Annotated in this window: 8 protein-coding genes; 7 read left to right on the forward strand and 1 reads right to left on the reverse strand. The window is 35.9% G+C overall.

The annotated features are described in order from the left end of the window. Positions 1–3 precede the first annotated feature (3 nt). Positions 4–2,886 carry a SusC/RagA family TonB-linked outer membrane protein gene (locus R1T42_RS13545; protein ID WP_317290696.1) on the reverse strand — a complete coding sequence of 961 codons (2,883 nt, stop codon included), beginning with the start codon at positions 2,884–2,886 and terminating at the stop codon, positions 4–6. A gap of 194 nt (positions 2,887–3,080) precedes the next feature. On the opposite strand from R1T42_RS13545, the gene R1T42_RS13550 reads away from it, so the two are divergent. The 7 genes from R1T42_RS13550 (at position 3,081) to R1T42_RS13580 (ending at position 14,429) form a co-directional block, all read left to right on the forward strand. Beyond that, complete coding sequence (locus R1T42_RS13550; RefSeq protein ID WP_317290697.1) at positions 3,081–4,100, forward strand: LacI family DNA-binding transcriptional regulator; 1,020 nt, start codon at positions 3,081–3,083, stop codon at positions 4,098–4,100. A gap of 122 nt (positions 4,101–4,222) precedes the next feature. Continuing rightward, positions 4,223–5,683 carry an MFS transporter gene (locus tag R1T42_RS13555; RefSeq protein ID WP_036582568.1) on the forward strand — a complete coding sequence of 487 codons (1,461 nt, stop codon included), beginning with the start codon at positions 4,223–4,225 and terminating at the stop codon, positions 5,681–5,683. Then, complete coding sequence (gene pgmB, locus R1T42_RS13560) at positions 5,676–6,341, forward strand: beta-phosphoglucomutase (RefSeq protein WP_317290698.1); 666 nt, start codon at positions 5,676–5,678, stop codon at positions 6,339–6,341. Before R1T42_RS13555 ends, pgmB begins: the two co-directional genes overlap by 8 nt. Further along, the gene (locus R1T42_RS13565; RefSeq protein WP_042245679.1) at positions 6,338–8,641 is read left to right on the forward strand and encodes a glycoside hydrolase family 65 protein; all 2,304 of its coding nucleotides are present in this window, start codon (positions 6,338–6,340) and stop codon (positions 8,639–8,641) included. Before pgmB ends, R1T42_RS13565 begins: the two co-directional genes overlap by 4 nt. 3 nt (positions 8,642–8,644) lie before the next feature. Beyond that, positions 8,645–10,555: an alpha-amylase family glycosyl hydrolase gene (locus R1T42_RS13570; protein ID WP_317290699.1), complete on the forward strand. Its 1,911-nt coding sequence runs from the start codon at positions 8,645–8,647 to the stop codon at positions 10,553–10,555. Positions 10,556–10,622: 67 nt separating this feature from the next. Further along, positions 10,623–12,980, forward strand: coding sequence for an alpha-amylase family glycosyl hydrolase (locus R1T42_RS13575; RefSeq protein WP_317290700.1), 2,358 nt, complete (start codon positions 10,623–10,625; stop codon positions 12,978–12,980). 6 nt (positions 12,981–12,986) lie between these two features. Then, positions 12,987–14,429: an alpha-amylase family glycosyl hydrolase gene (locus R1T42_RS13580; RefSeq protein ID WP_317290701.1), complete on the forward strand. Its 1,443-nt coding sequence runs from the start codon at positions 12,987–12,989 to the stop codon at positions 14,427–14,429. The last annotated feature ends 16 nt before the right edge of the window (positions 14,430–14,445 follow it).

A 14,445-nucleotide genomic window follows, 5' to 3' on the forward strand; every position in this document is an offset into this window, starting at 1 on the left:
ATTTTAAAAATTAAATCCTAGACCTAAGATGATTCCGCGATTTCTAGGGAACAGATTGTTATCAATTCCATTGAAAACCTCAGGGTCTACACCATCATAATCTGTAATTGTAAGTAAGTTAGTTCCTGTAATAGAGGCTCTTATGTCCAATTTGTCGCCAGGGAAGTTATATCCTAACGATACGTTATCTAATTTGACAAAGTCAGCTTTTTGAAGATAGTAATCAGAAAACACTTCTTGATCACTAAATCCTGTGTTTAGAAAATCTGATGGAGTATTAAGATACAGCGGATTTTGAGTATTCGTAGGGAAGATAGTGGCAAGGTTTGCTGAATTAGAGCTTACATTGTTGTAATTATATCCACCTGCGGCACCTCTTAAAGTAGCACTTAAGTCAAATCTCTTATAAGAGAAGTTAGTTGTTAAACCAAAATAAGCGTCATGATTAGCTTTCTTGTAACGTACTCTGTCAGCATCGTTAATCACATTGTCACCATTAGTGTCAACAAAGACACCGTCAAGAGGCGCACCATCTTGATCATATACCTGACGGAACACGTGGAATGTAGTAGGATCAGATCCTACAGCCCATTCTTGAATATTATTACCTACTCCACCAGAGATACCACCTACTTGCACAGGATCATCATTTGCACCAGCAAGATCAGTAATTTCAATTTCTTGGAATGTAATGTTTCCACCAATGTTCCAAGTCATATTTTCTGTCTCAAGAACTTTTACATTGATACTCGTTTCAATACCACGACTTAAAGTAGAACCTGCATTTTGAATACTACCGTTTTCTAATCCACCTGCCGGAAGTGGACCGAATAATAATAGATCAGATGTTTCTCTATAGAATCCATCAACACTACCCGTTAAACGGTTGTTAAAGAAACCTAAGTCAATACCAGCATTCCATTGGTCTGTTGTCTCCCAAACTAAGTCTATTGATCCTTCTGGACGTATGGTTGTTACAAACTGATTACCGAATTGAACGGCCGCCGTTTGTTGACCTGGAGTAAATGTAGATAAATAAGCAAATGGAGCACTGATTTCTTGCTGACCAGTCTGACCAAATCCACCACGTATTTTTAATTGTGAAAGAACGGTACTGTTCTTTACAAAGTCAGTGTTCGTCAACTTTAAAGCTCCGCTGACTCCGTAGAAGTTTGCCCATCTATTGTCTTTAGAGAATCTTGAACTACCATTACGAGAATAACTTCCTGAAAGAACTAGCAAGTCATTAATGTCAAAAGAGGCTCTACCGAAGAATGTTACAATTGAATTTTCATCTGGAGATGAAAGAAAGTCAACAAGTGATCCATTCTCTAATCCACGATCAAAAGATTGTCTAAAAAATGTTTGAACACTACTACCTAAAGTAAGGTCCATTTGTGTATTTAGTTTTTCTAAATCTCTGGAATAATCAAAACGACCATCAAGAAGATTATTTCTTCTTATACCACGACTAAAGTTTTTAGAAGCGACGCGATCACCTGCCCCAGAATTTGCATCTCTTAAAGAATAAGAGTCAAATTCATTATAGTCGATACCAGCATTACCTGTAAATTTAAGTCCTTTAACAGGTAACTTATATTCTGCATTCATGTTAAGTCTCGCCTGATAGTTATCTAATTGTGAGTCTAAACTGTTTAAAAGCCCTAGAGGATTTCTAGGTGCATTAGGCTCAATACCTGTAGAGTTTGTATATTCAAAATATCCACCATAAAGGTCATTACCACTAAATATAGGCTGTGTCGGGTCAAAAACTACGGCTGCACCTACAGCACCAGTATCTGCATTTCTAATTTCTTCTTGAGCTAGTTGAGAAGTGAATGTCAGTTTTAATTTATTATCCAATAACTTCTGGATCACATTTAAACTTAAACTTGCTCGTTCATAACCAGAGCGCTGTAATGTACCATGTTCATTATTGTATCCTAGAGAAGCTCTGATAGATGTGTTATCATATCCCTTTTCAATGGTAAGGTTGTGAATGGCACGAGTACCATTTTGGTAGATAGCATCTTGCCAGTCAGTATTTGCGTCTCCCAATATAGAAGTGTCACGACCTTGATCAGCTACCATTTGACGAAATTCATCGCCTGTTAATACATCTGTATAGTTGTCTACCTTTTCAACAGCAAACTGTACATCATATCTTACCTTAAGATCGCTACTGAAATTAGCCTTTTTTGTAGTAATTAAAACAACACCATTAGACGCACGATTACCATATATAGCCGTTGCAGATGCATCTTTTAAAATAGTGATACTTTCAATGTCATTAGGGTTAATGGAGTTTAAACTTGCATTACTTTGATCTAGCGGCACACCATCTACCACATAAAGAGCATCTTGACTACCAGATAAGGTAGAGCCAGGACGTACACGTATAACAGGTCCGTCTCCAGGGCGACCACTTGCAGCCGTAACTTGCACACCAGCAGCTTTACCAGCGATTAATTGACCTGGTGAAGTAATGGCACCTTTATTAAACTCTTCTGACTTAATAGTTTCTTGAGCACTAGTAACATTTTCTTGTTTAATACTACCATAACCTATTAATACAATCGCGTCTAATTCTGATGGATCTTCAGCTAGTGCAATGTCAATTGTGCTTTGACCAGTATAAGCTACTTCTTGAGTAGTATATCCTATGTAAGAAAAAACAATGACTGCACCATCTGGTACATTATTAAGAGTGTAATTCCCATCGAAATCTGTTGCGGTACCATTAGAGGTTCCTTTAACAAGTACACTGGCGCTAGGGACAGGTAATCCAGTACTTGCATCTTTAATTGTTCCTGTGATAACACTTTGGGCAACAGCTAGCAAAGGTAAGATTAGGAGCAATAAAGCAGTTTTAAATTTTTGATTCATTACTGAAATTAGTTTAAATTAATAGTTAATATCTTCTTCTCACACGCCCCAAAAATATGTAAACCTTATGTTAAGAAACCGTTTTCGTAATGTAATTCTACGAAAACGTTTTCGGTGTTTTGTAGTAAATTATTATATACTATATTACGCTTTCGCGAAAGCGTAACTCTTTATTTTTAAAATATTTAGATCAGATGGCTCAAAAGTTAACTCTTAAGAAAATCGCACAAGAATTAAAGGTCTCCATATCAACTGTTTCCAAGGCTTTAAGGGATTCTCACGAGATTAGCGTTGAAACACGTACCAAGATTCAAGAGTATGCAAAGCAGTATAATTTTAAGCCTAACAATATCGCGTTAAGCTTAAAAAATCAAAAGACTAAAAAGATAGGTGTGATTATTCCAGAGATAGTCCATCATTTTTTTGCGACGGTAATTTCTGGTGTAGAACGTGTGGCAAATGAAAAAGGATATCAAGTAATTATATGCCTGTCTGGTGAAAGTTTTGATAAAGAAGTAGTTAATATGGATATGCTGGCAAATGGAAGTATTGATGGTTTTGTAATGAGTCTTTCTAAAGAGACTATGGAGCGACAGGACTTCCACCACTTAAGAGAGGTGACTAATCAAGGTATGCCTATTGTCATGTTTGATCGTGTTGCAGATGATATCGCCTGTGATAAAATCATAATTGATGATGTTGAGGCCGCAAATAAAGCTACCGATTTTTTATTGCGTAAAAACCGTCGTAACCTAGGTCTGATCTCAACACCGGATTATGTTAATGTAGGTAGGTTGCGTACTCAAGGTTTTAAAGAGGCATTAATGAAAAGAGGTTATGAAATAGATGAAAGTGCTATTTTAAAAGTTGAAGACATTGAAAATTGTGGAGATAAGATAAAGGAATTTCTGACGGCTGGTAATTATGACGGGTTACTTGCAGTTAATGAACTGTTTGCGGTAACCGCTAGTAAGGCATTGCAAGGAATTGGTAGAAAAGTGCCTGATGATGTTGCAATCGTTGCTTTTACTGATGGTATGTTGTCTAAGTATGCTAGTCCTACATTAACAACCATAGGACAAAAAGGCGAAGAAATGGGTGGATTAGCTGCTGCAAAGCTGATTCAAAAATTAGAATCTGATCACCAAGAAGATGAAACTTACGAAACCGTTATCGTAAAAACTTCATTAATTGAAAGAGAATCTACGCCTTAATTTTTTAACTTGCGACCGTCTAAAAATGTAAATGATTAGACAAACTATCAAAACTTATCTTCTTCACACACATTAAGTTTTGATAAGTCATAAGGCTTATCGTCATTATAAATTATAACGATATGCAAAAACCTAAGTTAGGTTTCTGGAACATTTGGAACATGAGTTTCGGATTTCTGGGTATTCAGTTCGGTTTTGCCCTACAGGGCTCTACCATGTCACGTATTTTTGAGACTTTAGGAGCAAATAAAGATGAGATCCCATTACTATGGATTGCAGCTCCACTTGCTGGTTTAATCGTGCAACCTATTATTGGTTATTTAAGTGATAATACCTGGCATAAAAATCTAGGGCGTAGAAGACCTTTCTTTTTAATAGGTGCCATTCTCAGTTCTATCGCCTTATTATTTATGCCTTATTCTTCTGAGGTATGGATGGCTGCTGGTCTTTTATTAGTGCTAGACGCTTCTATTAATATTTCTATGGAACCATTCCGTGCTCTGGTGGCAGATAAATTACCAGAATCTCAACGCAGCTATGGTTTTGTAGTTCAAACATTAATAATAGGTGTCGGTACTTGGGTAGCCAGTAATTTACCGAAATGGGTAAATGATACATTGGAAATATCAAATGAAGCGCCATCTGGCGTTGTTCCAGATTCAGTTAAGGTTGCATTTGGAGTTGGTGCTTTTGTTTTTATCACAGCAATTTTGGTGACCATCTTTACAACAAAAGAATACTCTCCAGCCGAACTCGCACAATTTGATGACGCCGAAAAAGAACCTGAAGAAAAGAAAGGAATGTGGGAAACCATATCAGGAACCTATGCACTGATGCCACTGATTATGAAAAAATTAGGTGTGGTGCAGTTTTTTTCTTGGTTTGCTTTTTTTGCTATGTGGACGCTTGCAAATCCTGCTTTAACTTCACATATCTACAATGCTCCTAAGCCAGATGTTATTGAGTTTGCTAAAACTACAACTGATGATAATGGAGAATTAATAACGATGCGAGATGCTAATGATGAAGTGGTGTTTTTAAATGATGCCAAAGCATTAGAGTATAAGCAACAGGATAAATCATATAATGAAGCTTCAGATGATGTAGGTTCTAAAATGGGTATTTATGGATTGACCTCTATGGTGTTTGCACTAGGATTAACTTTTTATACTGCATACAATAGTATCAATAGGAAATATATTCATATGGCCAGTTTAATCTTAGGTGGATTAGGGTTTTTATACATGTTTTTCATACCAGGTGAACCAGATAAATTGCTTATCTCTTTCAGTTTAATAGGGATTGCATGGGGAAGTATTTTGTCTATGCCTTATGCCATGCTTTCAAGCTCGGTAGAGTCGCATAAAATGGGATTAATGATGGGCGTTTTTAATATGTTTATCGTTATACCACAAATCATAGCCGCTATAGGTGGTGTTGTCTTCTTACAAAACTTAATAGGAGAGGAATCAATACACGCTATGACCATCGCAGGAATATTTTTAATTATTGCTGCATTTTCAAATTTATTAATCACAAATAAAAAGGCGATTACGTATCAGCCGTCTATAGATAATGAATAAAAAAGCATTCATATTTGACCTTGATGGTGTTATTGTTGATACTGCAAAATTTCACTTTATTGCATGGCAACGGTTAGCAGCATCTTTAGGAATCAACTTTACTCATGAAGAGAACGAGCAACTCAAAGGAGTTTCTAGAGTAAACTCATTGAAGAAAATACTTGAATGGGGAAATAAGACAATTACTGCTGAAGTTTTTCAGGAGAAAATGGACCAAAAGAATGAAGAATATCTAGATCTAATTAAAACATTAGATACATCAGATATTATGCCTGGAGTCCATAACTTTCTTCTAGAGTTAAAGGGTAAAAATCAGCCTATCGCATTAGGTAGTGCTAGTAAAAACGCGAGGCCCATTTTAGAAAAGTTAGGCATTAAAAATTTGTTTGACGTTATTGTAGATGGTACTAATGTCACTAAAGCAAAACCAGATCCAGAGGTGTTTCTCAGTGCTTGTAGTCAGCTGGGATACCATGCACATGATAGTATCGTATTTGAAGATAGTGTCGCTGGTGTGCAAGCTGCAAATACAGCAGGCATGATTTCCATTGGATTAGGAGAAAAAGACATATTACACGAGGCAGATGAAGTTTTTAATCACTTTACAGACATGCCAGAAGATTATATAAACACACTATTGAATAAGAATAAGGAATGAATCAGGAATATATAAAACCCAACGCATGGTCCATCATAGAAGAAGGATGGAGTCCTGGCTTAGTAAAGTCAAGTGAAAGTTTATTCTCTATAGGGAATGGAGCCATGGGACAACGTGCTAATTTTGAAGAACAATATAGTGGTGAAACTTTTCAAGGAAGTTATGTCGCAGGAGTTTACTATCCAGATAAAACAAGAGTAGGATGGTGGAAAAATGGCTATCCAGAATATTTTGCAAAAGTTCTTAACGCACCTAATTTTATAGGTATTGATGTTTTTGTTGATGGAGAAGCGCTTGATTTAAATCAAGTAGATAAAGTGACGGATTACCGACGCGAGTTGAATATGAAAGAAGGTTGGTATGAACGCACATTTGTAGCTCATTTCTCTGATGATAAGGCGATAAAAGTAATTGCTCGTAGATTTTTGAGTTTAGAGATTGATGAGTTAGGAGTGATTGATTATCAAGTCAGTGCGGTTAAAGGTGATGTAAAAATAGAATTTCAACCATATTTAGATGCCGGAATTACTAACGAGGACTCAAATTGGGATGATGCATTTTGGGAAATAGAAGAACTGATTTCTGAAGATCATCAAGGTTTTATACGCAGCCGTACTAATAAAACTAACTTTCATGTATGTACCTTCATGCAATCAGAGCTAGTTCAGAATGGTGAGCATTTGCAATATGCAAATCATCTAGAACAAAATACTAAAATAATACGCCATACCGCTAGTATAGAGCTTCAAGAGCGTGAAACGGTAACCTTAAGAAAGTATGCTGGATACTGTTCTAGTCTTAATCATCAACAATATGAATTGTTTGATGCTGCAAGAAAAGTCTTGACTCATGCTACATTAGCCGGATATGACGTATTATTGCAAGGTCAGATTGAGCAATGGGCTCAAATTTGGGCAATGGCAGATATTACTATAGACGGTGATCTTAAAGCACAACAAGGGATACGTTTTAATATCTTTCAATTAAACCAAACTTACTTAGGTAAGGACGCTCGTTTAAATATAGGTCCTAAAGGATTCACTGGTGAGAAATACGGTGGTTCTACTTACTGGGATACAGAGGCATATTGTATACCTTTCTACATGGCTACTAAAGATCAACAAGTAGCAAGAAATTTATTGAAATACAGATATGAGCAGCTAGACAAGGCCATTGAAAACGCTGAGAAATTAGGGTTTTCTAATGGAGCTGCTCTTTATCCTATGGTAACCATGAATGGTGAAGAATCTCATAATGAATGGGAAATCACCTTTGAAGAAATACATCGCAACGGTGCCATGGTATTTGCCATATACAACTACGTACGTTATACAGGTGATTTTTCTTATGTGCCAGAAATGGGACTAGAGGTCATGATTGCCATCGCTAGATTCTGGCATCAACGTGCTACTTTCTCTCAAAAAGCAAATAAATATATGATCCTAGGTGTGACAGGACCTAATGAGTATGAGAATAATGTGAATAATAATTGGTATACTAACTATTTAGCCAAGTGGTGTATCAATCAAGCCTTAGAAAATCTAGATAAGGTAAAAGACGGATATGATGACGACTATAAGCGCATCATAGGTCTTACACACCTTTCAGGATCAGAAACTGCATCATGGAGAGAAGTTGCAGATCAAATGTATGAACCTATCGACGAAGAATTAGGAATCTATTTACAACAGGATGGTTTTCTTGATAAAGAAATTATTCCTGTACAAGAATTAGAAGGTAAACACAGACCTATTAACCAGAAATGGTCTTGGGATCGCATTTTAAGAAGTTGTTATATCAAACAGGCAGATGTCCTTCAGGGATTCTACTTTTTTGAAGACCATTTTTCTAAACAAGAACTAGAAAAACACTTTGATTTCTATGAGCCATTAACAGTTCATGAAAGCTCATTATCTCCTTGTGTTCATAGTATTCAAGCAGCAAAATTGGACCGTATGGATCAAGCTTATGAATTCTATTTAAGAACCTCACGTCTTGATCTAGATGATTATAATAAAGAGGTAGAAGAAGGTTGTCATATCACTAGTATGGCAGGAACATGGATGAGTATTGTAGAAGGATTTGGTGGGCTTAAAATAGTCGATGATAAACCTAGTTTTGAAACTAAGTTACCAGAGCAGTGGAAAGGATTTAGTTTTAAATTAAACTTCCGCAATCAGATATTACATGTTCAGGTAGATAAATCTGGCACACAAGTAACATCGCATGGAACAGAACCGGTTGACGTGATAATTAATGGTGAGGAAATCACTCTACAACCTCAAATGGTAAATGCTTAAAATATGAATAAGGTAGTTCAAATTCTTAGTGTTCTTTTTATTATCGCTTTCGCGAAAGCGTCTCTAGCACAAGATATACAACGTATAGAACCGCCTTTTTGGTGGGCTGGAATGGAGAAGAGTGAGATTCAAATCATGATGTATGGAGAAGATCTTTATAATTATGAAGCGATATCAACAGATCTTAATTTAATTGAAATTAATAAAACCGAGAATGAAAATTACCTTTTTATAACAGTAGATACTAAAGGATTTGAAGCTGGAACCTATGTTTTTAATCTTGAATCTGTCGATGGTGTGGTAGAAGTTATGGAATATGAATTGCTACCACGAGAAAAGGAATCTGCACAACGTAAAGGGTTTGATTCTAGCGATGCCATATATCTGATCATGCCTGATCGTTTTGCAAATGGTGATTCGTCTAATGATAGTACAGATGATACTGTAGAAAAAGTAAATCGAGACTTCAAAGGTGGACGTCATGGTGGCGACCTTCAAGGTGTGATTGATCATTTAGATTACCTTGAGGATTTAGGAGTTACTTCGTTATGGAGCACACCATTATTAGAAGATAATGATAAACGTTATTCTTATCACACTTATGCACAAAGTGATCTGTATAAAGTGGATCCACGTTATGGTAGTAATGAAGACTATAAACGTTTAGGAGATGAGTTGCACAAACGTGATATGAAATTAATCATGGATTATGTTACCAATCATTGGGGCGCGACGCACTGGATGATGCAGGATTTACCTACTCAAACTTGGATTCATCAATTTGATGATAATAGAGGTAAAGATTTTCCTGTGGCTGGATATGCAAACTCTACTTATAGACAGACCACTCAAATGGATCCTAATGTTTCTCAGATAGATGATACTTATGCCGAGAAAGGTTGGTTTGTAAGTACGATGCCAGATATTAATCAAGGCGAGCCTCTTGCATTAAATTATTTAATACAAAACACGATCTGGTGGATTGAATATGCTGGTCTAGACGGTTTACGGGTGGATACCTATTCTTACAATGAAAAAGAAGGTATTGCAGCATGGACTAAAGCGATAATGAAAGAATACCCTAGTTTTAATATCGTAGGAGAAACGTGGATGCATGATCAATCACAAATTGCTTACTGGCAAAAGGACTCTAAAATTGCAGCCATTCAAGATTATAATACTTATTTGCCTAGTGTCATGGATTTTACGCTTCACGATGCTATTATGAAGGCGTTTGATGAAGATCAGCAGAATTGGGATCAAGGAATGATTAAGGTCTACGATAATTTTGTCAATGATTTTTTATATCCAGACATTGATAATATTCTAGTGTTTGCAGGTAATCATGATACAAATCGTATCAATGGTGATGGTTTGTATAATGGTGATTTAAAGAAGTATAAACTCGCGATGACTCTGGTTTTAACTACTCGAGGAATACCTCAGTTATATTATGGTGATGAGATAGGCATGGCTGGAAATAGAGATACTGATGGCGATGGCGACATACGTAGAGATTTCCCTGGTGGCTGGAATGGTGATGAAATAAACGCTTTTAAAAACCCAACAGATTATCAAAAAGGTTTTCAAGACTTCACTAAAAGATTATTGAATTATCGTAAAAATAAACCTGTTCTGCATACCGGTAAATTATTACAGTATGTACCAGAAAATAATTGTTACGTATACTTTAGATATAATGATGAGAGCCGTGTTATGATCATCATTAATAATAATCCTGAAGCTATTACCTTAAATCTTAATCGTTTTAAAGAAGGAATTGATGGAAAAGAAAATGGTATTGATGTGCTGACCAATCAAAAAATTAATCTCTCTGATTCTGTTAAAGTGCCAGGCAAAACAAGTATGGTGATTGATTTAGATAATCAAAAAAGAAAAGAAAGATTTTTTTAAAAATTTATGAAGTAAGCCTTTATATTTCGGTGTATCTGTGAGATTTAGCTAACTGGAAAATTAAAACATGAAAAAACTATTTACCATTTTTATCGCAATCTTTCTAATAAGCTGTGGTGAAAAAGAAGAAAAGAATACAGGTGATAATAGACCTAGTATTATCGAGGCAATGACCACGCCTATTTATTCATCTACATCGGGCACAGAAGTATACACTTCAGATTATTTACTGGATGTTAATCAATTAGATAGTATCACTTATGGTAAAGGTATTCTGTTTAATGAAGATACTCGCAATTACAATGAGCCATTAAAAATAGAAATGGACTCTGTGGCGCCATATGTTTCTCATGTAACCTTATGGACTGATGGTGTGCGCAATGACATCCCAGTTTTTAAAAGTAGTTCTAGAATGATGACTATTGTTTACACAGGTAACTCAAAAAATGTCAAACTTAAAGGCGAGTTCACAAACTGGTCAACCGTTAATTTAATAGAAGAGAATGGTCAATTGGTTTATAATGCAACGATACCACAAGGGAAGTTTCAATACATTTTTGTTGAAAACGGAAAAGAAGAAAAGTTGACGGGTAGTGAGCCTCAAGTAATCAGTAACGGTATGGGAGGTTTTAATAGAGTTATAGATAATTCTAGAACAGCTGCGCCAGCACAATTAGCATATGGTAAAATACTAGATAATGGCTTTACATTTACCACTACTGGAGCACTTGAAAATATTGTGGTGCTTTACGAAAACCAAATGATAAGTGCTTCTCAAAACGGTAATTCATATACAGTAGAGCTGCCAGAAAAGGATTTTACAAACCGTAATTCTCAAACACAATTAGTAAGAATCTATGCCAGTGATGCAAATGGTCGCACAAATGATTTGTTAGTTCCTGTACAAGATGGGAATGTAGTTCAAGATCCATCTCAACTTGCGCGATCAGACTTTCATAATCAGGTCTTATATTTTATGATGGTGGACCGTTTTCTAGATGGAGATCCTTCAAATACAAAACCGGTGCCTGACCCAGAAATTTTACCTAAAGCAAATTACATGGGTGGAGATCTCGCAGGAGTATTGGCCAAAATTAAGGACGGTTATTTTGAAGAATTAGGAATTAACACCATTTGGTTATCGCCTATAACGCAAAACCCAGAAGGTGCTTATGGACTTTGGCCTGAGCCACGAACAAAATTTAGTGGTTACCATGGTTACTGGCCTATTTCAAATACTGAAATTGATTATCGTTTTGGCGATGAACAATTATTTAAGGAGATCATAGAAGAAGCTCACGATCGAGATATGAATGTCATTCTAGATTATGTAGCAAATCATGTTCATGAAGAGCATCCATTATACAAAGAACATCCAGAATGGGCGACAAACCTTTATCTAGAAGATGGTAGTTTGAACACAGAGCGATGGGACGACCAGCGATTAACAACTTGGTTTGATACCTTTATGCCTACACTAGATTTCTCAAAACCTGAGGTTGTTGAGAAAATGACAGACTCTGCACTTTATTGGGTGACTAATTATGAATTGGACGGTTTCCGTCACGATGCTACTAAACATGTGCCAGAGGTGTACTGGAGAACATTAACTAAAAAGGTGCGTAGCAATACCGATCGCCCTATTTATCAGATAGGTGAAACTTATGGTTCTTATGATTTAATACGCAGTTATGTAAGCACAGGAATGTTAGATGCACAATTTGATTTTAACCAGTATGATGCTGCTGTTTCCGCTTTCGCGAAAGCGGATGGCGACTTCTCTAATCTGGCAGAAACACTCTATAAAGGATTAGAATACTATGGTCACCATCACCTGATGGGAAATATATCAGGTAATCAAGATAGAGCACGTTTTATAAGCTATGCCAGTGGCGATGTTTCTTTTGAAGAAGATGCTAAAAAAGCTGGGTGGACTCGCGAGATAGATATGAGTGATACGACAGCCTTTGATAGGTTGGGTATGTTACAAGCATTTAATATGACTGTTCCTGGAGTGCCTGTAATTTATTACGGAGACGAGTATGGAAGCATAGGTGCAAATGATCCCGATAATCGTAAGATGATGAAGTTTAAAGACTTGTCTCAACGTGAATTGAATTTAAAGGAACTGGTTCAAGAATTAGTAGAATTGAGGCGTAACTCTATGTCATTACTTTATGGGACAACTCAAATATTGAGTGATACCAATGGGATGTTTGTTTTAGAACGCACTTACTTTGGAGAAAAAACTACAGTGTATTTCAATGAAAATGCCATACTACTTAACGTTTTTACTAAATCTAGTAATGCTGATTTAATGGATATTAAAGTCCTTAATGCGCTTGAGACTGATAAAAAAATCCAAGTAAAACCACGTAACTTTGCTATCATACAAACCAAATTAAAAGAATCAACACAAGAATAATTATTTATGAAAAAATCAACATCACAATGGCTTGTTTTACTTTTTGCAGCCATAACCTTATTCTCTTGTAAAGACGCTTTAAAAGATCATGATGAAGAGGTAAAGGACGACACCTCTAGTGCATACTCACCGATTACAAATGAAGATCTAGAGAATGCTGTCATTTATGAGGCTAACATCAGACAATATTCTGAAAAAGGAACTTTCAATGAGTTTACAAAAGATATTCCAGAGCTTAAAAAACTAGGTGTAAAAGTAATTTGGTTAATGCCTGTTTTTCCTATTTCTGAAAAGAATAGAAAAGCTAAAGGAGATCTAATGGTAGAAGATATAAAAGATCCTGTGGAACGTGCAAAATATCTAGGCAGCTACTATGCAGTTGCAGATTATGAGAAAATTAATCCAGACCTAGGTACAGAGGCAGATTTAAATTTATTGATAGAAACAGCGCATGAAAACGGGATGTTTGTGATCTTGGATTGGGTAGCAAATCATACTGGATGGGATAATTTATGGATTGAAAAACATCCAGATTTTTATACTAAAGATGAGAAAGGAAATATCATTCATCCTAAAGGAACGGACTGGACTGATACTGCAGATTTAAATTATGAAAACAAAAAATTATGGGATGCCATGTCTTCATCTATGATTTATTGGGTAGAAACTTTTAATGTTGATGGTTTCCGCTGTGATGTTGCTCATGAGGTTCCTACAGAGTTTTGGAACTATGCTGCAAAGTCTATTAGAGATGTAAAGCCAGTATTTATGCTTGCAGAAAGTGAAAAGAAAGATCTTTTTATAGATGCTTTTGATATGGGTTACAATTGGGAAGGTCATCATATTATGAATGAACTAGCACAAGGAAAAACTGATGTGAACTCATGGGATGAATACTTGTTAAGGGTTGAAGAGAATTATCAGTCAGACGATATTTTAATGAATTTTATTACCAACCATGATGAGAATTCATGGAACGGTAGTGTTACTGAAAGAATGGGTGACGCAAGTGAAGCAATGTTAGCATTACAATATGTGATACCAGGTATGCCATTAATTTACTCAGGACAGGAATATGGTATGACAGAACGATTGAAGTTTTTTGAAAAAGATCAAATTCCACATGAGAAAGGAAAAGTATGGAATATGATGGAAAAATTAGGAGCCTTAAAAGCAACTAATCCAGCATTAAATGGAGGTAAAGATGCGGCATCTTATAGACGTATTAATACTACTGAAGATTCAAAAATCTATGCGATAGAGAGGCAAAAAGATGACCACAAGGTTATTTATGTAGCAAACTTTTCAGATCAACTGGTTGAATTTAAAGCACCAACCGTAGTTGGTGAAATGACCGATGCAGTTAGAGGTTCAAAATCTAACATTCCTGCAGATTATAACTTTACATTCCCACCATATGGATATAGAGTATGGGAAGTACGTAAATAAAATAAGATATATTTGT

Source organism: Nonlabens ulvanivorans (assembly GCF_032922765.1).
GTDB lineage: Bacteria > Bacteroidota > Bacteroidia > Flavobacteriales > Flavobacteriaceae > Nonlabens > Nonlabens ulvanivorans.